This window comes from Stenotrophomonas sp. GQ19, assembly GCF_059758695.1.
The window spans coordinates 30,383-52,924 of sequence record NZ_JCAXES010000004.1; the positions used below are offsets into that span (position 1 = coordinate 30,383).

Sequence of the window (22,542 nt, forward strand, 5' to 3'; positions counted from 1 at the left end):
AATCAACCGCCGCTCGATTGCGGTAGTGCCGGCCGCTGGCCGGCTCTCCTTTTCGTCTGGCAATCACGAGAGCCGGCCAGCGGCCGGCACTACCGGGTTTACGTGCTGCGCCGACCAACGGTCGGCGCCTACAGCGTCAGGTAGGTACCGACCGTATCAGGTAAGAACCGACCGTTGGTCGGTTCGCCCTTACGCCACGATCAACCCGAACGCAGCCAGCGCGGCGGCCGCCTGCTGCTGCGAAATCACCGCCTTCTTGAACAGCTTGGCGTCCATCACGTTGAGCCCGCTGATGTCGGTGCCGCGCAGGTCGGCGCCCTCGAACCGGGTCAGCCGGGTCTGTGCGTTGCGCAGGCTGCCGCCGGTGAACACCGCATCGCGGAAATCACAGCCAGACAGCTCCGCATCGGAAAAATCCATGCCCTGCAGGTTCGCCTTGCGGAACGAAAGGCCGCGCAGGTCGGCACTGACCAGCAGGCAATCGCGGAATTCCAGTGCCCAGCCAGTCACTTCCTGCAGGTGCGCGCCGGTGAGCTTGCAGTCGTGGAACTGCACCGAGGACAGGGTGGCGCGGCGCCAGTGACTGTTGTTCAGATCACAATGCGAGAAGCGCGCATCGCTGAGCAGCGCCGAACTGAAGTCGCACTGCCCGCCCCGGCACTTCAGCCACTGGCTTTCCTCCAGCGACGCGGCCAGCCAGTTCGCACCGGCCACCGAGCACTGGTTGAACTGGAAGCCGTCCATGTCCAGACGCGAAAAGTCGCCCTGGTCGAAGTTGCAGCCCTCGAAGACGGCGGCACGCGGATGCGCGGCGATGATCGTCTGCATGCGCGCGCGGGTGATGGTGTCGTCGCGGAAAATGGCGGTGGTCATGCGGCCATTCTGGGTGATGTGTGGCGTGGGCGGGAGTCTTGAAGGTGGGTGCGGAGTGTGTACAAAGCTTCCTGGCGCGTAATGCGACGTTCAATCCGATATTGGATCAGATGTTCAATCCGATGCGAAATCCGACGTTCAATCCAATGCGCAATCCGACGTTCAATCCAATGCGCAATCCGACGTCTAATCCGACGTTCAATCCGGGGTAGAGCCGACCGTTGGTCGGCTGCCGTTGACGCCGCAACGTGCAGCCGACCAACGGTCGGCTCTACCCGGGTCGGGTGGGTGGGTAGCCGACCAACGGTCGGCTCTACCGGGGTGGGCGTGCAGCCGATCACCGGTTGGCGTCAATCGAAGGTCCAGAAGGGCGGTTTGATCCGCTCGCGCCAGTACGATTCGCCGGCCAGGTAGAACCGCTGCGCCTCGGCCCTGGTGAACCATCCGGCGGCGGCGTCCAGGTCGCGGGTCACGCCGGCGCGGCCACGGCCGAGCAGCAGCCCGCTGAAGTACTGCCCGTAGACATTGCCCTGGTCGCCTGCCTGGCGGTACCAGCGCAGCGCCTGGTTGCCATCGCGGGGCAGGCCGCCCATCCCGGTTTCATACAGCGTGCCCAGGTCCACCTGGGCGTCGGCGTCGCCGCGCCGGGCGCGTTTCTGGATGTCCAGCACGAGCGGGTGCAGTGCGTCGTCCTGCGGCGCGATGGCCTGCGGCAGCCGCGACGATTCGGAGGGCATGTGGTTGTAGATCGTCGCGCGCAGGTCCCAGCGCAATGCGCTGGCCGCGTGCCCGCGCTCGCGGTGGAACCGCGCCAGCATCAGCATGGCCATCGGGTTGCCGTGCTCGGCGGCGGCGCGGTACCAGCGCTCGGCCCGGCGCGGCGAGGGGCGCAGCGCGGCGCCCTGGACCACGTGCGGGCCGTCACCGTGCAGCAGCTGGCCGTCGGTCCAGATCCGGCCCAGCGCCTCTTCGGCCTGGGGGTTGTGGAACGTCCACGGTGTGGCTGCGGCGGCGCGCTCGTACCAGCCCACGGCACGGGGGTCGTTGAACCGTTCATAGGTGCGGGCCGCCTCCCAGGCGCTGTCGAAGCGGCCGTCGGCGGCCTTGGCCTCCACCGCCTGGACCAGTGCAGCGGGGGTGCGTGACGGTGTGCTGGCGCACGCGGCCAGGGCGAGGGTGAGGGCGATGCCGCCCATGCGGGGGGCGATGCGTCCGATGCGAAGGGTCATTCCAGCCGGGTCGTGCAGAGGGGGCGTGATTATCGCCCCGGTCGGCTGTACCCCTGCGGTGCCGACGGCCGCATGGTTGCCATCGCAACAGTTGCACGGCCGCCAAAACCCGGTTACGGTCGATCCATGTCCTCGTTCCTGGCCACCGCCGTCACCAATACCAACCGCAGCAATCTGCGCGCGAATAATCGTGCGCGGCCGATGCGGGACTGCGACCAGGGCTAGTACAAGCAACACGCCCGGACTCCAGAAAACCCGCATCGTCCGATGCGGGTTTTTTTATGGCCGCTCGAACGCATGCATCACGTGTATTCCCCCATCATCAGGAGCTGTTCCCATGTGTTCGATCTTCGGTATTTTCGGCCTGCAGGCGGGCGACGACCTTCCCGCTCTGCGCCGCCATGCGCTGGACCTGTCCCAGCGCCAGCGCCATCGCGGCCCGGACTGGAGCGGGGTGTACGTCGATGCCGGCGCCATCCTGGTCCACGAACGCCTGGCGATCGTCGATCCCGCCGGTGGCTCGCAGCCGCTGCTGTCGCAGGACGGCGGCCTGGCCCTGGCCGTCAACGGCGAGATCTACAACCACACCGAACTGAAGGCCGAACTGGCCCAGCCCTACGCGTTCCAGACCGGCTCGGACTGCGAAGTCATCAACGCGTTGTACCGCGAAGACAGTCCGGCCTCCTTCCTCAACCGCCTCAACGGCATCTTCGCCTTCGCGCTGTGGGACCGGGACCAGCAGCGGGTGCTGATCGCGCGCGATCCGATCGGCGTGGTGCCGCTGTACTGGGGCCACGACAAGGACGGTCGCCTGGTGGTCGCCTCGGAACTGAAGTCGCTGGTGGACATCTGCGCCGATGCCGCGCAGTTCCCGCCGGGCCACTGGTACGACAGCGCCACCGATACGCTCACCCGTTACTACGTGCGGCCGTGGCGTGACTACGACGCGGTGGAAGGGGTGGAGGCCGACCGGGTGGAACTGCGCGAAGCCTTCGAGCGCGCGGTGCACCGCCAGTTGATGACCGACGTGCCGTACGGCGTGCTGTTGTCCGGCGGGCTGGATTCCTCGCTGGTGGCAGCGGTCGCCGCGCGGTACGCACGGCACCGCATCGAGGATGGCGACCAGAGCGAAGCGTGGTGGCCGCGCCTGCATTCGTTCGCCATCGGCCTGAAGGGCTCGCCGGACCTGGCCGCCGCAGCCATCGCCGCCGAGGCGCTGGGCACCGTGCACCACGGCTTCGAGTACACCTTCGAAGAAGGCCTCGACGCGCTGCCGGAGGTGATCCGCCACGTGGAAACCTACGACGTCACCACCATCCGCGCTTCCACGCCGATGTTCCTGCTGGCGCGTCGGATCAAGGCGATGGGGGTGAAGATGGTGCTGTCCGGCGAGGGCAGCGACGAGATCTTCGGCGGCTACCTGTACTTCCACAAGGCGCCCAACGCACGCGAGTTCCACGAAGAGCTGGTGCGCAAGCTCGATGCGCTCAACAACTACGATTGCCTGCGCGCCAACAAGTCGATGATGGCCTGGGGCGTGGAGCCGCGCGTGCCGTTCCTGGACCGTGAGTTCCTCGACGTGGCGATGCGCATCGACGCAAAGCACAAGATGGTCGGGCAGGGGCCGCAGGGCGCCCGCCGGATCGAAAAAGCGGTGCTGCGCGAAGCGTTCGAAGGGTACCTGCCCGAGTCGATCCTGTGGCGGCAGAAGGAGCAGTTCAGCGATGGGGTCGGCTATGGCTGGATCGACGGGCTCAAGGCGCATGCCGAGGCGCAGATCAGCGACCGGGTGATGGCCGCGGCCGACAAGCGCTTCGTGCACAACCCGCCGCAGACCAAGGAGGCGTACTACTACCGCCACGTGTTCGAGCAGTACTTCCCGACCCAGGCGGCGGCTGAAACGGTGCCGGGCGGCAAGTCGATCGCGTGCTCCTCGCCGGCGGCGATCGCCTGGGACGCCAGCTTCGCCAGCATGGCCGATCCGTCCGGGCGCGCCGTGGCCGGCGTGCACGAGCAGGCCCTGGCCTGATCGCACGTGGCAGGGCTGGCGGGAATACCGCCAGCCCGTAGAATCGCTCCCTCAATCGATGGGGATCGGGAATGGAAGCAGATACCACCGGCGGCATGCGCCGTAGCGGGCTGGCGTGGCGTTACCTGGGCTGGGTGGCGCTGCCGTTGCTGGTGGGCCTGGGCCTGGCGCGGTATGCCGGCCCCACCGTAGCGGTGCAGGTGGAACGGGCGCAATCGTCGCTGGGCGCCGACTGGGCCGCGCACCTGCATGCCCCGCTGGGCCTGTTCCTGATGCAGCTGCTGGTGCTGCTGCTGGTGGCCAAGGGCGCCGGCTGGCTGTTCCGGCGCTTCGGCCAACCGGGCGTGATCGGTGAGATGGCCGCCGGGCTGATGATGGGCCCGCTGGTGCTGGGGGCGCTGTTGCCCCAGGTGCACGGCGCGCTGTTCCCGGCCGCGTCGTTGGGCTCGCTGGGGCTGCTGAGCCAGTTGGGCGTGCTGATGTTCCTGCTGGTGGCCGGTGCCGAACTGGACCTGGGCGGATTGCGCGGTCGCCGCCGGTTTGCGTTCGTGGTCAGCCATGCCGGTATCGCAGTGCCGTTCGTGCTGGGCGTGGCCTTGGCGATCTGGCTGTACGGTGCGCACGCGCCTCGCGGGATCGGGTTTACCGGGTTCGCCTTGTTCGTGGGCATTTCATTGAGCATCACCGCGTTCCCGGTGCTGCTGCGCATCCTGGCCGACCGTGGCATGACCAGCACACCGCTGGGCCAGACCGCCATCGCCTGCGCTGCGCTCGGCGATGCCACCGCGTGGTGCCTGCTGGCGCTGATCGTGGCGGCCGCGCAGGCGCAGGGCTGGGTGCCGGCCGCGCTCAACCTGGTGTGCGTGGTGGTGTTTGTCGGGGTGATGCTGGGCCTGGTGCGGCCGTGGTTCTCGCGGCAGGTGATTGCAGCCGGGCAGGAAGGCCGTTGGCTGCTGGTGATGCTGCTGATGGCCCTGGGCTGCGCACTGGTCACCGAAATGCTGGGCATCCATGCGCTGTTTGGCGCGTTCGCCGCTGGCGTGGCGGTGTCGGGCAACGCCACCCTGCGGCATACCGTGGCCACCCGGGTCGAACCGTTCGCGGTCACCCTGCTGCTGCCGTTGTTCTTTGCCATGACCGGCCTGCGCATGCGCGCCGACGCCCTGCAGGCCAGCGACCTGCTGTTGTGCGTGGTGGTGATCGCCGTGGCCACGGTGGGCAAGCTGTTCGGTACGTGGAGCGCGGCGCGCAGCGCCGGCATGGGCAACCACGAGGCGTGGAAGCTGGGCGCACTGATGAACACCCGCGGCCTGATGGAGCTGATCGTGCTGAACCTGGGCTACGAACTGGGCTTCCTGGGCGACCGCCTGTTCGCCGTGCTGGTGATCATGGCGCTGGTGACCACGGCGATGACCGGGCCGTTGTTGAGCCTGATCGAACGTTGCCGACGTTGAATTTCGGCGGTGTACCGACCAACGGTCGGTACCTGCCGGTGGGGCGTATCGGCCGACCGTCGGCAGGCTCGGGTGCGGTGTACCGACCCACGGTCGTTACGTACCGGTCTGGCGTACCGACCCACCTTCGGTACGTCCGGGTGGGGGTTGGACCCCACATCGCGGTAGAGCCGACCGTTGGTCGGCTGCTCCGTCACCGTCCGTCACCCCGTCATTCCCGCGTCGGCACCAACCGGAGCGTATGCACCGTCGCACCGGGCAGGAATGGTGTCGGCGTGCCGTTGACCCAGTCCTCGTGCCCGGCCCCCCAGAACGGTGACAGGGGGTGCCCGCTCTGGCCGCCGGGCATGTGGATGATGCCGTCGGCTTCATGCCCGGGCGACACCACCATGCGCTGGGACGCGCCAAACGCCGGGCCCTGCACGCGCGGCATGTCGCGGTCGCCGGGCAGGCGGTCGGCGGGCATGCACAGCCACGACCGGGCGAAGGCGGGCAGGGCGCGGCTGACCGGGTGGCAGATCGCCGCGGTGTTGCGCTCGCCCCAGCTGCGCTCGGCGAGGTTGGGCCCCTGCGCGGCCAGGTCGGCCTCCAGGCGCCGGGCGGCGTCTGCCAGCAGCGCGTCCCAACTGGCATACGGCGGCGGCAGCAGGTGCGCGGGGCGTTCGTTGACCAGCGGCCACAGCACGCCTTCGATCTGCGCCAGACGCGGCTCCAGGTAGGCATCGCCCAGGCGCTGCTTCGCCGGTGCCAGCAGGCCCGCCGATACGCTGTCCAGCACCATGCCGCGGAAGCCGCGCGTGATCCGGTAGCTCACCGAATCGGCGGCGGCGCGCCCGTCCCAGTGCCGGCTGGCCCGCTCCAGTCGCTGCAGCGCCGGGTCGTCGCTGTGTTCGACCACCTGCCGCAGCAGCGTCCACCAGCGCTGCAGGTACACGGCGCGATCGTCGAGCTGGATGGCCAGCAGGTCGCGTTCGTCGAAGCGTTCCTTCGCCAACAGGCCATCGCGGATCTGCTGCCCACGCGCGCCCAGGTCATAGCCGCCGTTGCCCGCCACCGCCAGCGCGCTGCCATCGAGCACGCGGCCGTTGGCAGTCCATAAACGGTGGTTGGCCGGATCGATCAGCGCCGGCGAGGCGTCGCTGCGGATCGGCCAGGGCGCGCAGTGCGCGGCCACCGGCGTGGCCGCGCCGGCCGGCGGGCAGTCCGCGCTGCGGTCCGGGCGGGCGCCGATCAGTCGCCAGGCGATGCGGCCCTGGCGGTCGGCCAGCAGCAGGTTCTGGGTCGGGATGCCGGCGCGGTCGGCGATCTGCAGCGCGTCGTCCAGGTTGGCCGCCCGCGCCATGTCGGCGAAGTCCAAGCGCACCGCGCCGGGCAGCTGTGCGGTCCAGCGCAGCGCCTCGCCACTGCCGTCGGGACGCTCGTGCAGGATCGGGCCCCAGGCCGTCTCGCGCACGCGCAGCATGGTGTCCGGCTGGCCGGCCACACGGATGCGCTCGGTGTGGGTGGTGATGCCGTCGAGGGTGCCGGGCGCGTGTGCGGGCACGGGGACGTAATCGGCGTTGTCGATGTAGCTGTTGGTGAAGCCCCATGCCACGTGGCCATTGCTGCCCACCACGATCGCGGGCAGCCCGGGCAGCGAGAAGCCGCTCACGTCGACCGTGCCGCCCGGCGCCTGGGCGTCGGGGTAGCGCAGCCGCACCCGGAACCACAGGGCCGGTGCACGCAGCCCCAGGTGCATGTCATCGGCCAGGATCGCGCGGCCATCGGCGGTCAGTGCACCGGCCACGGCGAAGTTGTTGCTGCCATGCACGTCCGGGTCGGCGTGCCCGGCGGCGCTGGCCGAGCGCGCGGTAGCGGGCGCGCGCAGATTCACCGCGTCCGGTCCCGGCAGCACCGCATTGCCGCGTGGCGCGCCGAACAGCGGTGCATCCCACTCGCTGCCGTCGTGGCTGAGCAGGGCGTACAGCGCGGGCGGCACCACCGCGCGGATGCGCGCCATGGCCAGTTCGGTCTGGTTGGTGGGGTCCTGCAGGTCGGCGTACATCGCCAGCCCGGTCAGCACGCTGTCCTCGGCCAGCCAGGGGGTGGGCCGCTGGCGCAGCAGCAGGTAGGGCCAGGGGCGTACGCGCAGGTCGGTCAGGCCCTGGTTGACCCCGGCCACGTAGGCCTGCAGGGGCAGGGGGGCGGTGCCGACGGCCGCGGCCAGGTGGGCGTGGGTGCGGGCGCGCAGGCGATGCACGCGCATGCGCTGGTCGACCGGCACGGCGGCCGGGCCAAACAGCTCGGCCAGCTCCCCGGCGGCGCTGCGCCGCATCAGGTCCATCTCGAAGTAGCGTTCCTGCGCATGCACCAGCCCCAGCGCCCGCATCGCATCGGCCTGGCTGGCCGCGTCGATGGTGACCACCCCGCGCGCATCGCGGCTGACGGTGGCCGGCGCCTGCAGGCCATCCACCGGCAGCGGGCCGTCCAGGTGCGCCAGGCTGCCGCGCAGCAGCCACCACAGGGTGGCGATGAGCACGACGCCGAACACCAGCGACACCCACAGCAACCGCGTAAGCCAACGACGCATGCAGCATCCCCCGATGGTGGTATGCGTCGGATTGTAGGGGCTGTGAACGCCACGTGGAGGTCGCTGCAAGCGCAACTGCAACTGATTCCGATTAGATCATTGGAATTCTGGATGGGGCACCATGCGTGCATTGATTCATCAGGAGCACCCCCACATGAAAGGCAATCCGGACGTCATCGCGTGCCTGAAGGAACTGCTGCGCGGCGAGCTGGCTGCGCGTGACCAGTACTTCATCCATTCGCGCCGCTACGAAGACCAGGGCCTGATGGCGCTGTACGAGCGCCTCAACCACGAGATGGAAGAAGAGACCCAGCACGCCGATGCGCTGCTGCGCCGGATCCTGTTCCTCGGTGGCACCCCGGACATGCGTCCGCATGGCTTCGAGCCGGGCGTGACCGTGGAGGAGATGCTGCAGAAGGACCTGGACACCGAATACAGCGTGCGCAACAACCTGGCCGCCGGCATGAAGCTGTGCGAGCAGCGCCAGGACTTCGTGAGCCGCGACATGCTGCTGGTGCAGTTGAAGGACACGGAAGAAGACCATGCCTGGTGGTTGGAACAGCAGCTGGGCCTGATCAAGCGGATCGGGCTGGCGCTGTACCAGACCAGCAAGATGGATGCGAAGGGTACGCCTGCGCACTGACCTGCCTTCGGGCATCGCGTCGAGCCGGCCAGCGGCCGGCACTACCGGTGCCTTTGTTCCGCTTCCGCACGCCAGCCAGCCTTCGCCAGCACGCTGCAGAAGCCATCGTCCGCCCGCCAGCATCCGCCAGCCAGCGACGAACGAAAAAGCCGGGGATTCCCGGCTTTTTCGTTTTTTGGGCAATGCGTAGTGCCGGGCTCTGCCCGGCAACCGCGCAACGTGCGGCGGATGCAGCCGGGCAGAGCCCGGCTCTACGGGGATCGTGCAGCCGACCAACGGTCGGCTCTACGCGCGGTGGGGCCGTGTGGGAACGCAAACGGCCGGGTTTCCCCGGCCGTTTTTTCATCTGCGCTGTTTGCTTTCGGTTATTCGACCGCCAGCCCTTCCACCTTCTGCCAGCCGCGCGGCAGCAGGTGGCCACGCGTGGCGCGCGTGCCCAGGTAGGTTTCCAGGTCCTTGAAGGACAGGTTCATGGTGCGCGTGCCGCTGCGTACCAGCAGGGTGTTGCCCGGGCCCACCGATACCACGGCGACCACGCGCTCGGTGGCGAGCTTGGCCTTGGGGATGTCGATGATCTTGTTGCCCTTGCCCTTGTCCAGTTCCGGCAGGTCGCCGGCGGCGATCGCCAGCAGGTTGCCCGAGCTGGTCACCGCTACGATGCGATCGGTTTCCGGGTTGGCCACCACGGCCGGGGTCAGCACCTTGGAGCCGGAGGTCAGGTTGAGCATCGCCTTGCCGGCCTTGTTGCGCCCGGTCAGGTTCTCGAAGCGGGTCACGAAGCCGTAGCCGTGGGTGGAGGCCAGCACGAAGCGGGTGTTGTTTTCCCCACTGGCCAGGGTCAGGAACTGGCTGCCGGCGGCCGGCGAGAAGCGGCCGGTCAGCGGTTCGCCGTTGCCACGGGCCGAGGGCAGGGTGTGGATCAGCGTGGAGTACGCACGGCCCTCGCTGTCCAGGAACGCGACCTGCTGGGTACTGCGCGCCCGCACCGAGCCCAGCAGGGCATCGCCGTCGCGGTAGGACAGCGTGGACGGGTCCATGTCGTGGCCCTTGGCCGCGCGGATCCAGCCCTTCTCCGACAGCACCACGGTCATCGGCTCGCTCGGCACCAGCTCGGTTTCGTCGATAGCCTGGGCCGCACCGCGCTGCACCAGCGGCGAGCGACGGTCATCGCCGAACTTCTTGGCATCGGCGGTCAGTTCGTCGCGGATCAGCTTCTTCAGTTTGGCCTTGCTGTCCAGGATGGCCAGGATTTTGTCGCGCTCCTTGGCCAGCTCGTCCTGCTCGCCGCGGATCTTCATCTCTTCCAGGCGGGCCAGCTGCTTCAGGCGGGTGTCCAGGATGTACTCGGCCTGTTCCTCGCTCAGGCTGAAGCGCGCGATCAGCGCCGGCTTGGCCTCGTCCTCGGTGCGGATGATGCGGATCACTTCATCCAGGTTGAGGAAGGCCACCAGCAAGCCGTCCAACAGGTGCAGGCGGCGCTCGACCTTCTGCAGGCGGTGGGTGAGGCGGCGGGTGACGGTGGTGGCGCGGAACTGCAGCCATTCGCTGAGCAGCATCTTCAGGTTCTTCACCTGCGGACGCCCGTCCAGGCCGATCACGTTGAGGTTGACCCGGTAGCTGCGCTCCAGGTCGGTGGTGGCGAACAGGTGGCCCATCAGCTGGTCGGCATCGACGCGGTTGGAGCGCGGCACCAGCACCACCCGCACCGGGTTGGCATGGTCGGACTCATCGCGGATGTCTTCCAGCCACGGCAGCTTCTTGGCGCGCATCTGCGCGGCGATCTGCTCGATCACCTTCGACGGCGATACCTGGAAGGGCAGCGCGTTGATGACGATGTTGGTCGATTCCTTGAAGTACGTCGCGCGCGCACGCACGCTGCCGTAGCCGGTTTCGTACATGTTCCGCAGGTCGGCCGGGGCGGTGATGATCTCGGCGAAGCTGGGGTAGTCCGGGCCCTTTACGTGTTCGCACAGGTCGGCAACGGTCGCGTCCGGGTCGTCCAGCAGGTGCAGCAGCGCGCTGACGATCTCGTTGAGGTTGTGTGGCGGCACGTCGGTGGCCATACCCACGGCGATGCCGGTGGTGCCGTTGAGCAGCAGATGCGGCAGGCGCGCCGGCATCCAGGTCGGCTCTTCCAGGGTGCCGTCGAAGTTCGGGGTCCAGTCGGTGGTGCCCTGGTTGATTTCGCCCAGCAGCACCTCGGCGATCGGGGTCAGCTTGGATTCGGTGTAACGCATCGCCGCGAACGACTTGGGATCGTCGGTGGAACCGAAGTTGCCCTGGCCTTCGATCAGCGGGTAGCGGTAGGAGAACGGCTGGGCCATCAGCACCAGGGCTTCGTAGCACGCGCTGTCGCCATGCGGGTGGTACTTACCGATCACATCACCCACGGTACGCGCGGACTTCTTCGGCTTGGAGGCGGCATTCAGGCCCAGCTCGCTCATCGAATAGATGATGCGGCGCTGCACCGGCTTCAGGCCGTCGCCGATGAACGGCAGTGCGCGATCGAGCACCACGTACATCGAATAGTCCAGGTACGCCCGTTCGGCGTACTCGCGCAGGGGCAGCTGTTCAAAGCCGTGGAAGGCGGGGCGGGCAAGATCGGTCATGCGGGATTGTTACCTGTGGCAAGGGACGGCGACGGCTGTCGCCCTCGCAGGCGGTCGATTATCCGGATGCGGCCGGGGATGCCAAGCCGCGTGTTGGATTCAGGGGCTGGCCGCTGCGCGCCAGGTAGCGCCCGGGCGGGCAGCCGAAGTGCCGGCGGAACACGGTAACGAACGCGCTGGGGCTGCTGAAGCCCAGTTCGTGGGCGATATCGGACACGCTGTGGCCGTCGGACAAGCGGCGCAGGCCGTCGGCCAGGCGGGCCTGCTGGCGCCACTGGGCGAAGCTGAGCGTGGTTTCGTCGCGGAAGTGGCGGGTGAGGGTGCGCGGTGACAACCCGGCCCACTGCGCCCACTGTTCCAGGCTGCGGCCGTCGGCCGGGTCGGCGATCAGCTGCGAGGCGATCCGCAGCAGGCGCCGGTCCTGTGGCATCGGCAGGTGCATGCGCTGGCGTGGCGCGTTGCGGATTTCGTCCAGCAGCACCTCGATCATGTGCTGCTGGCGCAGGTCGGCCGCCGCGGCGGGGGTCCAGCGGGTCACCCGCATGGCCAGGGCCTGCAGCAGGTCGGAGATGGCCACCACGCAGGGTTCGCTCGGCAGGTCGTGGGCCAGCGCCGGGCTGATGATCAGGCCCCAGCCGCGCAGCGGCCCGGAGATGTCCACCGTGTGCGGCTCGCCGGGCGGCATCCAGCCGGCGCAGCCGGGCGGCAGCGACCAGTTGCCGTGGCGGGTGCGGGTGTTGAGCAGGCCGGCCTCCACGCAGATCAGCTGGGCGCGGTGGTGCTGGTGCCAGTCGATCTCGCGTTCCAGCCCGCGCGGGCTGTCGACCTGGAAGCCCAGCACGCCCAGCCCATCGTCGCGCTCGAACCAGTCGAGCACCTCGTTGCGGATCATCTGGGCGGCGGTGGAGGTCGGGTCTGGCCTGAATGTGTTATCCATTGTCCAAATTGTAATACCCGGCCAGCTGAAGCGGCCATTAAGGTAGCCATCCCCGCATTGTTCCGGTTGTTGCAACACAGCATTTGGTTCCAGATTTAATATTTCCATTGAGAAATATATTTTCTGGAAGTAAAGTGCCGCCCCATGATGATCTGCCCTGAAACCACTCCTCCCAGCTTCGGGCTGCTGTTGCGCCAGGTGCGCGACGGCCTGGTCCGTCAGCTCGACACGTCGATGGCCGAGGAAAACCTTGGCATTGGTTTCACCCACTACCTCGGATTGAAGGTGCTCGCGGCCAAGGCCCCGTGTACCGCCAACGAGTTGGCCCAGGCCCTGGACCAGGTGCCCAGCGCGGTGACCCGCCTGCTGGACAAGCTGGAAGCCATGGGCTGCGTGCGGCGCGAGCCGCATGCCCAGGACCGGCGGGCGTTGCAGATCGTACTGACCGATGAAGGCCGCCAGTTGTGGGCCCGGCTGAAGCAGCGCGGCGACCAGACCATCGATGACGCCATGCGCGACCTGTCCACCGACGAGCGCGCCCAGCTGCTTTCCCTCATGACCCGTGTACGTGACTCGTTGATTACGCCATGACCTCCTCCCTTGATCGCACTTCTTCGCTGCGTCCGCTGCGCCCGGTGCTGGTATCGGTGCTTGCGCTGGCGCTGGCCGCCTGTGCCAGCAGCCGCGGCCTGCAGCCGCAGGCCACGCTGCTGGATGCCGACAGCCTGCAGACCCAGCGCACCCTGTCTGCCGCTGGCCTGAGCCAACCCGGCTGGCCGGCCGCCGACTGGTGGCGCGCACTGGGCGACCCGCAACTGGACGCCCTGATCGCCGAAGGCCTGCAGCGCAACCCCGGCCTGGACGCGGCCGATGCGCGCCTGCGCCAGGCCCGCGCCCGGATCGGTACCGCCCACGCCGAGCGCCTGCCCAGCGTGTCCGCCTCCGGTGGCTACACCGGCGTGCGCCTGCCCGAATCGATGGTCGGCGATGAGCTCGGTGGCAGCTATGCCGGCAGCGGCCAGGCCTACCTCAGCTTCAGCTACGGCATCGACCTGTGGGGCGGCAAGCGCGCCGCCTGGGAAGCGGCCGTGGACAGTGGCCATGCCGCCGAAGTGGACGCGCAGGCCGCGCGCCTGAACCTGTCGGCGGCCATTGCCGAGGCGTATGCGCAGCTGGGCTATGCCTACAAGCTGCATGACGTGGCCAGCGAAGAGCTGGCGCGCTCGCAGAAGACCCTGGACCTGACCGCCCAGCGCCGCCGCGCCGGGATCGACAGCGACCTGCAGACCCGCCAGGCCGAAGCGCGCATTCCGGCCGCGCAGCAGCAGCAACAGGCCGCCCAGCAGCAGATCGACGAGGCCCGCACCGCGCTGGCCGCGCTGGTCGGGCAGGGCCCCGACCGCGGCCTGCAGATCGAGCGCCCGCAGGTGCTCAATCCGCTGGCCCTGCAGCTGCCCGGCGTGTTGCCGAGCGCGCTGCTGGGCCGCCGCCCGGACATCGTGGCCGCGCGCTGGCGCGTGGAAGCGGCTGATCGCGAGATCCATGCCGCGAAGGCCCAGTTCTATCCCAGCCTCAACCTGACCGCGTTGGGCGGGGTGGTGTCCAGTGAAGTGGACCAGCTGCTCAAGAGCGGCTCCACCTTCGCCTTCCTCGGCCCGGCGCTGAGCCTGCCGATCTTCGATGGCGGCCGCCTGCGCGCCAACCTGGACACGACCGACGCCCAGTACGACCTGGCCGTGGCCGACTACAACCAGTCGGTGGTGAACGCTTTGCGCGATGTGGCCGACCAGGTCAACGCGGTGCGCTCGCTGGCCAGCCAGGCCGCCGCGCAGCAGCAGGCGGTGGATACCGCCCGCGCAGCGCATGACCTGGCCGAGCAGCGCTACCGCGCCGGCATCGGCAGCTACCTGGAGGTTCTGGTGGTCGAAGAGCAGTTGCTGGTGTCCCAGCAGCGGCTGGCCGAACTGCAGTCCCGGCAGATCCTTGTTTCGGTGCGGCTGAGCCAGTCGCTGGGCGGTGGGTTCACCCCGTCCGGCGACACCGCCACGCTCGCCACCGCCCCTGATTCCACGCATTCCTGAGACACATCCCATGAGCCAGACATCCGCTCCCGCTGCCGCCCCGGCAGCTCCGTCCCGTCGCGGCAAGCTGCTGCGCGGCCTGTTGGTCATCGTGGTGCTGCTGCTGGCGGCGCTGGCGCTGTGGTACTTCATGTTCGGCCGCTGGTTCGAAGACACCGACGACGCCTACGTGCAGGGCAACCAGGTCCAGATCACCCCGTTGGTGAGCGGTACCGTGGTGGCGATCAACGCCGATGACGGCATGCGCGTGGAGCGTGGCCAGCTGCTGGTGCAGCTGGACCCGGCCGACACCGAAGTGGCGCTGCAGCAGGCCGAAGCCAACCTGGCCAAGACCGTGCGCCAGACCCGCGGCCTGTACCGCAGCGTGGAAGGCGCCCAGGCGGACTTGAATGCCCGCCAGGTGACCCTGAAGCGCGTCCGCGACGACTTCAACCGCCGCAAGGGCCTGGCCGCCAGCGGTGCGATCTCCAACGAAGAACTGGCGCACGCGCGTGACGAGCTGGCTGCCGCCGAAGCGGCCGTGGCCGGGTCGCGCGAGACCTTCGAGCGCAACAACGCGTTGGTCGATGACACCGTGATCGCCACCCAGCCGGACGTGCAGGCCGCCGCCGCGCAGCTGCGCCAGGCGTACCTCAACAATGCCCGCGCCGGTATCGTCGCGCCGGTGGCCGGCTATGTTGCCCGTCGTTCGGTGCAGGTTGGCCAGCGCGTGCAGCCGGGCAACGCCCTGATGGCCGTGGTGCCGACTGAACAGATGTGGGTGGAAGCCAACTTCAAGGAAACCCAGCTGCGCCACATGCGCCTGGGCCAGGAAGTGGAGCTGCGCTCGGACCTGTACGGTGGTGATGTGACCTACAAGGGCCGCATCGACAGCCTGGGCCTGGGCACCGGTTCGGCGTTCTCGCTGCTGCCGGCGCAGAACGCCAGCGGCAACTGGATCAAGATCGTGCAGCGCGTGCCGGTGCGCATCGCCATCGACGCCAAGCAGCTGGCCGAACACCCGTTGCGCATCGGTCTGTCGATCAAGGCCGAAGTGAGCCTGCGCGACCAGAAGGGCACGGTGCTGCCGACCCAGGCCGCCAAGGGCCAGGTGTTCGACACCGACGTCTACGCCAAGCAGCTGCACAGCGCCGATGATGCGATCCACGCCATCATCCAGCGCAACCTGCCGCAGCAGGCCAAGGCGAGCTGAGGTCACCATGTCCGCCCAAGCTCCAGCCGCGCCCGGCAATCCGGGCGCACCGGCGGCGCCCAGTGCGGCCGCCGGCTTCCTGCCACCGAGCGTGGCCCTGTGCACCGTGGGCCTGGCGATGGCCTCGTTCATGCAGGTGCTCGACACCACTATTGCCAATGTGTCGCTGCCCACCATCGCCGGTAACCTCGGTGCCAGTTCGCAGCAGGCCACCTGGGTGATCACCTCGTTCGCGGTGAGTACCGCGATCGCGCTGCCCCTGACCGGTTGGCTCAGCCGCCGCTTCGGCGAACGCAAGCTGTTCGTCTGGGCGACGCTGGCGTTCGTGATCACCTCGCTGCTGTGCGGCCTGGCCCAGAGCATGGGCATGCTGGTGCTGTCGCGCGCGCTGCAGGGCTTCGTGGCCGGTCCGATGTACCCGATCACGCAGTCGTTGCTGGTCTCGATCTACCCGCGCGAGAAACGCGGGCAGGCGCTGGCGCTGCTGGCAATGATCACGGTGGTGGCACCGATCTGCGGCCCGATCCTGGGCGGCTGGATCACCGACAACTACAGTTGGGAATGGATCTTCCTGATCAACGTGCCGTTGGGCATCTTCGCGGCGATGGTGGTAGGCAGCCAGTTGAAGGGCCGCCCGGAGCAGACCGAAAAGCCGAAGATGGATTACGTCGGCCTGATCACCCTGGTGATCGGTGTGGGCGCACTGCAGCTGGTGCTCGACCTGGGCAACGATGAGGACTGGTTCGCCTCGACCAAGATCGTGGTGCTGGCCTGCGTGGCGGTGGTGGCCCTGGCGGTATTCCTGATCTGGGAGCTGACCGACAAGGACCCGATCGTCGACCTGAAGCTGTTCCGGCACCGCAATTTCCGCGCCGGCACGCTGGCGATGGTGGTGGCGTATGCGGCATTCTTCAGTGTGTCGCTGCTGATTCCGCAGTGGTTGCAGCGCGACATGGGCTACACGGCGATCTGGGCGGGCCTGGCGACGGCGCCAATCGGCATTCTGCCGGTGATCATGACGCCGTTCGTGGGCAAGTACGCGTCGCGGTTCGACATGCGGATGATCGCGTCGTTCGCGTTCGTGTTCCTGTCCTTCACCAGTTTCATGCGTTCGGACTTCAACCTGCAGGTGGACTATGCCCACGTGGCAGGCGTGCAGTTGATCATGGGCATTGGCGTGGCACTGTTCTTCATGCCGGTGCTGCAGATTCTGCTGTCGGACCTGGACGGCCGCGAGATCGCGGCGGGGTCGGGGCTGGCAACGTTCCTGCGTACGCTGGGCGGCAGTTTCGCGGCATCGTTGACGACGTGGCTGTGGGCGCGCCGGACGCAGGTGCACCACGCGGATCTGACCGAGCACATTTCGGCATATCAGCCGGGCATGCAGGATCAGGTAGCGGCGATGGGGCAGGGCAACCTGCAACACGGTGCGGCAGCGCTGAACAACATGATCAACCACCAGGCATCGCAGATGGGCTTCAACGACATCTTCTTCCTGCTGGGCTGGATCTTCCTGGCGATCATCGCCTTCCTGTGGCTGGCCAAGCCGCCGTTCGGTGCAGGGGCGGGCGCAGCATCGGCCGGCGGGCATTGATCCGCGTCTGATCTGAAACGAAAAAACCCCGTCGAAAGGCGGGGTTTTTTTTCATGTTGGCTGGGAAGAGCACGTGCAGAGCAGAGCAGAGCAACAGCAGAGCAACAGCGCATCGTCTGTATGTCTCTTGGCTTGGTCGGGTACGGGTGGATTGTCGGGACACGCCGCAAGTACGTCCCTGTAGGCTCGTTCGCGCCATCCATGGCGCTCTACGGTCCCGCCAACCCACCCGTACCCGCCCTTGAAAGTGAGTCGGTGCGTGGCGAAGAGCCCACAACCCAACAGCCCAACAGCCCAACAGCTCAACAGCTCAACAGCCGAGAGGCTGTGAAGCCGAGAGGCAGAGCAGCCGACCAACGGTCGGCTCTACCGCGGCGTTGCGTTGTTGTTCCATGGGCACCGGCCCACTGTCTGGGGCGGGGGTGTGTGGGTTCGCGGGACCGTTGGGCGCCATGGATGGCGCTCACGAGCCTCCAGGGATGGATTCACGGCGTGTCCCGCGAACCCACACACCCCCGACCACCCCGTCGCACGCGCACAACCAACGCTCCGGCTCTGGCTCTGGCTCTGGCTCTGGCTCCGGCTCCGGCTCCGGCTTCAGCTCTTGATCTAGCTTCTAAAAAAAAAGAACCCCCCCCAAACCCCAGACATGAAAAAACCCGCTTGCGCGGGTTTGATCATTGTCTGAGTCATGGTGCCCAGGAGAGGACTCGAACCTCCACGAAGTTGCCCCCGCTAGCACCTGAAGCTAGTGCGTCTACCAATTCCGCCACCTGGGCGACTCAGGAGGAGAATTCTGCGGGAGAACCACGAATGTGTCAACAGCATGTCGCGGAAAATTTCGCTCGTCGCGCACTGCCGGATCATCGCCCTGCATGTCGGACGCAGCGTGCATGCGACACGCAGAACATCGCACCGCAGAAACGAAAAAACCCGCTTGCGCGGGTTTGATCATTTACCGAGTCGTGGTGCCCAGGAGAGGACTCGAACCTCCACGAAGTTGCCCCCGCTAGCACCTGAAGCTAGTGCGTCTACCAATTCCGCCACCTGGGCGACTCAGGAGGCGAATTATGCGGAAGCATCACAGGGCTGTCAATGCATCCTGACGGCATATCCGCACAGAGTGCATCGGCCGGTGGCGCGGCACGGCTTGACCCGGGCGGGGGACGCTGAAAATACTCATCCCACCCGGCAGCAAGGCGTTCCCATGGAAACCCCGATCCTGCACTTCCATCCGCTGTCTTCCTGCTGCCAGAAGGTGCTCATCGCCGCCCACGTACTGGACGTGGCGCTGGACGCGCGGCTGTTGAACCTCGGCGACCCGGCCGAGCGCGCGGCGTTCCGGGCGCTGTGGCCGCTGGGCAAAATGCCGCTGCTGGTCGAGCAGGGCAGGCCCATCGGCGAAACCAGCATCATCATCGAGCACCTGCAGCGCCATCATGCCGCCGACGGGCCGCGGCTCATTCCGCAGGATCCGGCGCAGGCGCTGGAGGTGCGGTTCTGGGACCGGGTCTGCGACCTGTATGTGATGACGCCGATGCAGGCGCTCACCGCCGCCTTGCTGCAGCCCGCCAGCGACGCCGGTGGCGCGGCGACCGCCGCCGCCCGCGCGACGCTGCTGAACAGCTATGCGCTGTTGGACCGGCAGGTGGATGGGCGACGCTGGTTGGCGGGCGAGGCGTTCACCCTGGCCGATTGCGCTGCGGCACCGGCGCTGTTCTATGCGGTGGCCTACGTGCCGGTGCCGGACGCGCACGCGGCACTGTCCGCCTATGTGGAGCGGCTGATGGCGCACACGGCGGTGGCCGCAGTGATCGACGCGGCCCGGCCGTGGTTCAAGCACTTTCCCGGGCGGGCGGGGCTGGCGCGCCGCTACTACGATCCGGATGCCTGACACGCCCCGTCTGTGACGGGCAGACCCCGGAAACGAAAAAACCCGCTTGCGCGGGTTTGATCATTTTCTGAGTCGTGGTGCCCAGGAGAGGACTCGAACCTCCACGAAGTTGCCCCCGCTAGCACCTGAAGCTAGTGCGTCTACCAATTCCGCCACCTGGGCGACTCAGGAGGCGAATTGTGAAGATGCCGCAGGGGCTTGTCAACGGTTTTGTTAAATTTCTTCACAAACCTGCATATGCCGCGCCCATGACCGGTTCTGCACACTGTCAGCGGTTACCATGGAGGCCAATGAAACCAAAGAAACCGACCCAGGGCGCGAAAGCCCCCAAGTCCCCGGCGCCCAAGCAGGCTGCCGGTCCGTCGGGCAAGCCCCGCGCTGCCGCCAAGAAGGCCGGCAAGCTGCCACCGTGGATGCCCGAATCAATGAACACCCCAGCGCCGTCGCGCGGTGGCAAGCGGTCCGGCCCCAAGCCGGATGCCGGCGCGCCGATCCCGACCCGTCGCCGCCCGCATCCCACTGCTACCGACATGAATGTGATCGACCCCCATGCCGAGCGTGAGGCCGAGCGCTATGCGCAGCCGATCGCCAGCCGCGAAGCCATCCTGCAGCTGCTTGACCGCTGTGATGGCCCGCAGACCGCCGAGGAAATCGGCATCCACCTGGGCCTGACCGAACCTGACCGCGCCGACGCGCTGGGCAAGCGCCTGGGCGCGATGGTGCGCGATGGCCAGCTGGTGCAGAACCGCCGCGGCGGTTTCGCCCCGGTGCAGGCCACCAACCTGATCACCGGCGTGGTCATCGCCAACCCGGAAGGCTTCGGCTTCCTGCGTCCGGTGGAGGGCGGGGACGACCTGTTCCTGCCGCCGTATGAAATGCGCAAGGTCATGCACGGCGACCGCGTGCTGGCCAACGTGACCGGTATCGATCGCCGCGGCCGCCGCGAGGGCAGCATCGCCCGCGTGCTCGAGCGCGGCATGACCCGCCTGATCGGCCGCTTCAGCGTCGAGTTCGGCATCAATTACGTGGTGCCCGACGACAAGCGCGTGCAGCGCAACGTCCAGATCCCGCCGGACCAGACCGGCGAGGCCCGCGACGGCCAGCTGGTGGTCTGCGAGCTGACCCAGGCCCCGGATACCCGCCGCCCGCCGATCGGCCGCATCATCGCGGTGCTCGGCGACAAGCTGACCGCCTCGCTGATCGTGGAAACCGCCATCCACGGCCATGAACTGCCGTTCGAGTTCCCGCAGGAGGTGCTCAACGAGGCCGCTTCGGTACCGCTGGTGGTCGAGCCGGCCATGTTGGGCAACCGCGTGGACCTGCGCAGCACGCCGCTGGTGACCATCGACGGTGAAGACGCCAAGGACTTCGATGACGCGGTGTTCTGCGAACCGAATGCCGAGGGTTTCCGCCTGGTGGTGGCCATCGCCGACGTGTCCAACTACGTCCGCCCCGGCACGCCGCTGGATGACGAAGCGCAGAAGCGCGCCACCTCGGTGTATTTCCCGGGTTTCGTGGTGCCGATGCTGCCCGAGACCCTGTCCAACGGTATCTGCTCGCTGATGCCCAAGGTCGATCGCATGTGCTTCGTCTGCGACATGCAGGTGAACCGCGACGGTGAGGTGATCCATTCGCGCTTCTACGAAGCGGTGATGAATTCGCATGCCCGCCTGACCTACAACCAGGTCTGGCAGGCGGTCGGTGAAAACGACCCGGCGGTGCGCAAGGAGATCGCTGCGGTGCTGCCGCAGGTCGAGCGCCTGCACCAGCTGTACAAGGTGCTGGCCAAGGCCCGTACCAAGCGCGGCGCGATCGAGTTTGAATCGTCAGAAGTGCGCTTCGTGCTGGACAACACCGGCGAAGTGACCCAGGCCGGCATGCTGGTGCGCAACGACGCGCACAAGCTGATCGAAGAATGCATGATCGCCGCCAACGTGCAGGCCGCGCGCTACCTGCTGCACAAGCAGGTGCCGGCGCCGTTCCGCGACCACGCCAAGCCGCCGGAAGCCAAGTACGACGACCTGCTGGAGTTCCTGAAGGAATTCAAGCTGAGCCTGCCGCCGTGGTCGAAGGTGCAGCCGGGCGATTACACCAAGCTGCTCAAGAAGGTGCGCGAGCGCCCCGACGCGGCCCTGCTGGAATCGGTGCTGCTGCGCAGCCAGAGCCTGGCGGTGTATTCGCCGGACAACCAGGGTCACTTCGGTCTGTCGCTGGATGCGTACGCGCACTTCACCTCGCCGATCCGCCGCTATCCCGATCTGCTGGTGCACCGTGCGATCAAGCATGCGCTCAGCGGCGCACCGGCAGAGAAGTACACCTACTCGCCGCGTGAGATGGCCGCGCTGGCGCTGCAGTGCTCCGAACGCGAGCGCCGGGCCGACGAGGCCGAGCGCGAAGTGGACGAACGCTACCGCGCCGCGTGGATGGAAAAGCACGTGGGCGGCCAGTTCGAGGGCGTGATCAGCGGCGTGACCAGCTTCGGCCTGTTCGTGGAACTGGACGAATCCAAGGTCAACGGCCTGGTCCACGTGACCCAGCTGCCACACGACTATTACCAGTTCGACGCCACCCGCAAGACGCTCAGCGGCGAACGCCGCGGCAAGGCCTACCGCCTGGGCGACCGCGTGCGGATCCTGGTGCTCAAGGCCAGCATGGAAGAGCGCAAGATCGACTTCCGCCTGGTCGAGGAGCAGGGCGACGAGGTGGCCGAACTGCCACCGCGCGGCCAGCCGGCCAAGCGCAAGAAGCAGAAGTACTGAAAGACGGGCGTACCGGCCACCGGCCGGTACGCCGCGGCCGCCCTGCCGGTGCGGCCACACTCAAACCGGTGGGTACCGATCGTTATCCGGTAGGTGCCTACCGTCATCCGGTGGGTACCGACCGTTGGTCGGTACGCGTTGATCGGCCCCGCATTCCCGATTCGGAGCGCGCCCATGCCCGACCTCCCCGAATACAGCGGCGGCTGCCAGTGCGGCGCCATCCGCTTCCACGTCCGCGGCGAACTCACCGACAGTTCGATCTGCCATTGCCGGATGTGCCAGAAAGCCTTCGGTGCCTATTACGCCCCCTTGGTCTCCGTGCGCACCGTCGACTTCACCTGGACCCGGGGCGAGCCACGCCGCTTTGCCTCCTCCAACCTGGTCCAGCGCGGCTTCTGCCCCGACTGCGGGACGCCGCTGACCTACGAAGCACCCGACGGCATGGCCATTGCGGCCGGTGCCTTCGACGAACCCGCGCGCCTGCCGCCCACCGTGCAGTACGGCACCGAGGCCAAGCTGCCGTTCGTGGACACCCTGGCGTCGCTGCGCGTGATCCGTGACCAGGATGACCCCGAGATGGCCCTGCTGCAGGGCCTGGTCAGCCACCAGCACCCCGACCACGACACCCCCTGAAGGTGCCGCACCCCGGGGGCGGGCCCCCGGCGTGAACGCCCGGCGG

15 protein-coding genes and 3 tRNA genes are annotated in these 22,542 nt (G+C 67.7%); 10 read left to right on the top strand and 8 right to left on the bottom strand.

Going from position 1 to position 22,542, the window contains the following annotated elements; genetic code table 11:
* Positions 1 to 189: 189 nt before the first annotated feature.
* Entirely contained in the window at positions 190 to 873 is a 684-nt protein-coding gene (locus tag AC6CHL_RS09345) for a pentapeptide repeat-containing protein (protein ID WP_498294227.1), read from the bottom strand.
* 350 nt (positions 874 to 1,223) lie between these two features.
* Positions 1,224 to 2,102, bottom strand: coding sequence for a tetratricopeptide repeat protein (locus AC6CHL_RS09350; RefSeq protein WP_498294228.1), 879 nt, complete (start codon positions 2,100 to 2,102; stop codon positions 1,224 to 1,226).
* A gap of 337 nt (positions 2,103 to 2,439) precedes the next feature.
* Between AC6CHL_RS09350 and asnB the strand changes: the two genes are divergently transcribed.
* Positions 2,440 to 4,131: an asparagine synthase B gene (gene asnB, locus AC6CHL_RS09355; protein WP_314404613.1), complete on the top strand. Its 1,692-nt coding sequence runs from the start codon at positions 2,440 to 2,442 to the stop codon at positions 4,129 to 4,131.
* A gap of 71 nt (positions 4,132 to 4,202) precedes the next feature.
* Positions 4,203 to 5,585, top strand: coding sequence for a cation:proton antiporter (locus AC6CHL_RS09360; RefSeq protein ID WP_498294229.1), 1,383 nt, complete (start codon positions 4,203 to 4,205; stop codon positions 5,583 to 5,585).
* A 211-nt stretch (positions 5,586 to 5,796) separates the two neighbouring features.
* Here AC6CHL_RS09360 and AC6CHL_RS09365 read toward each other — a convergent pair whose 3' ends face one another.
* Positions 5,797 to 8,154 (bottom strand): penicillin acylase family protein, encoded by a 2,358-nt coding sequence (locus tag AC6CHL_RS09365; protein WP_498294230.1) that lies wholly within the window; start codon positions 8,152 to 8,154, stop codon positions 5,797 to 5,799.
* 154 nt (positions 8,155 to 8,308) lie between these two features.
* On the opposite strand from AC6CHL_RS09365, the gene bfr reads away from it, so the two are divergent.
* Positions 8,309 to 8,797, top strand: a complete 489-nt coding sequence (gene bfr / locus AC6CHL_RS09370) for a bacterioferritin (protein WP_498294231.1) — start codon at positions 8,309 to 8,311, stop codon at positions 8,795 to 8,797.
* Positions 8,798 to 9,162: 365 nt separating this feature from the next.
* Here the strand turns inward: bfr and parC are convergent, their stop codons facing one another.
* Both parC and AC6CHL_RS09380 read right to left on the bottom strand, forming a co-directional pair.
* Positions 9,163 to 11,406, bottom strand: a complete 2,244-nt coding sequence (parC, locus tag AC6CHL_RS09375) for a DNA topoisomerase IV subunit A (protein ID WP_038689425.1) — start codon at positions 11,404 to 11,406, stop codon at positions 9,163 to 9,165.
* Between the two features lie 58 nt (positions 11,407 to 11,464).
* Complete coding sequence (locus AC6CHL_RS09380) at positions 11,465 to 12,343, bottom strand: AraC family transcriptional regulator (RefSeq protein ID WP_448133314.1); 879 nt, start codon at positions 12,341 to 12,343, stop codon at positions 11,465 to 11,467.
* A gap of 147 nt (positions 12,344 to 12,490) precedes the next feature.
* On the opposite strand from AC6CHL_RS09380, the gene AC6CHL_RS09385 reads away from it, so the two are divergent.
* Genes AC6CHL_RS09385 through emrB form a run of 4 tightly spaced genes read left to right on the top strand, consistent with a single transcriptional unit; the run spans position 12,491 to position 17,210 of the window.
* On the top strand, positions 12,491 to 12,934 hold the full coding sequence (locus AC6CHL_RS09385) for a MarR family winged helix-turn-helix transcriptional regulator (protein ID WP_038692375.1): 444 nt from the start codon (positions 12,491 to 12,493) through the stop codon (positions 12,932 to 12,934).
* On the top strand, positions 12,931 to 14,424 hold the full coding sequence (locus AC6CHL_RS09390) for an efflux transporter outer membrane subunit (protein WP_498294232.1): 1,494 nt from the start codon (positions 12,931 to 12,933) through the stop codon (positions 14,422 to 14,424). The genes AC6CHL_RS09385 and AC6CHL_RS09390 overlap by 4 nt, the downstream gene beginning before the upstream one ends.
* A gap of 10 nt (positions 14,425 to 14,434) precedes the next feature.
* A complete protein-coding gene (gene emrA, locus AC6CHL_RS09395) occupies positions 14,435 to 15,616 on the top strand; it encodes a multidrug efflux MFS transporter periplasmic adaptor subunit EmrA (RefSeq protein ID WP_447592730.1) in 1,182 nt (393 codons plus the stop codon).
* A 7-nt stretch (positions 15,617 to 15,623) separates the two neighbouring features.
* Positions 15,624 to 17,210, top strand: a complete 1,587-nt coding sequence (gene emrB / locus AC6CHL_RS09400; protein ID WP_038689417.1) for a multidrug efflux MFS transporter permease subunit EmrB — start codon at positions 15,624 to 15,626, stop codon at positions 17,208 to 17,210.
* A gap of 692 nt (positions 17,211 to 17,902) precedes the next feature.
* Here the strand turns inward: emrB and AC6CHL_RS09405 are convergent.
* Together AC6CHL_RS09405 and AC6CHL_RS09410 are read right to left on the bottom strand one after the other, a co-directional pair.
* Positions 17,903 to 17,989 (bottom strand) — tRNA-Leu (locus tag AC6CHL_RS09405).
* A 187-nt stretch (positions 17,990 to 18,176) separates the two neighbouring features.
* Positions 18,177 to 18,263 (bottom strand) — tRNA-Leu (locus AC6CHL_RS09410).
* Positions 18,264 to 18,417: 154 nt separating this feature from the next.
* Between AC6CHL_RS09410 and AC6CHL_RS09415 the strand changes: the two genes are divergently transcribed.
* The gene (locus tag AC6CHL_RS09415; RefSeq protein WP_447592733.1) at positions 18,418 to 19,104 is read left to right on the top strand and encodes a glutathione S-transferase family protein; all 687 of its coding nucleotides are present in this window, start codon (positions 18,418 to 18,420) and stop codon (positions 19,102 to 19,104) included.
* Between the two features lie 75 nt (positions 19,105 to 19,179).
* Here the strand turns inward: AC6CHL_RS09415 and AC6CHL_RS09420 are convergent.
* Positions 19,180 to 19,266 (bottom strand) — tRNA-Leu (locus AC6CHL_RS09420).
* A gap of 86 nt (positions 19,267 to 19,352) precedes the next feature.
* Between AC6CHL_RS09420 and rnr the strand changes: the two genes are divergently transcribed.
* Positions 19,353 to 21,863 carry a ribonuclease R gene (gene rnr, locus AC6CHL_RS09425; RefSeq protein WP_425598278.1) on the top strand — a complete coding sequence of 837 codons (2,511 nt, stop codon included), beginning with the start codon at positions 19,353 to 19,355 and terminating at the stop codon, positions 21,861 to 21,863.
* 174 nt (positions 21,864 to 22,037) lie between these two features.
* A complete protein-coding gene (locus AC6CHL_RS09430) occupies positions 22,038 to 22,496 on the top strand; it encodes a GFA family protein (protein ID WP_463600660.1) in 459 nt (152 codons plus the stop codon).
* Positions 22,497 to 22,542 lie beyond the last annotated feature (46 nt).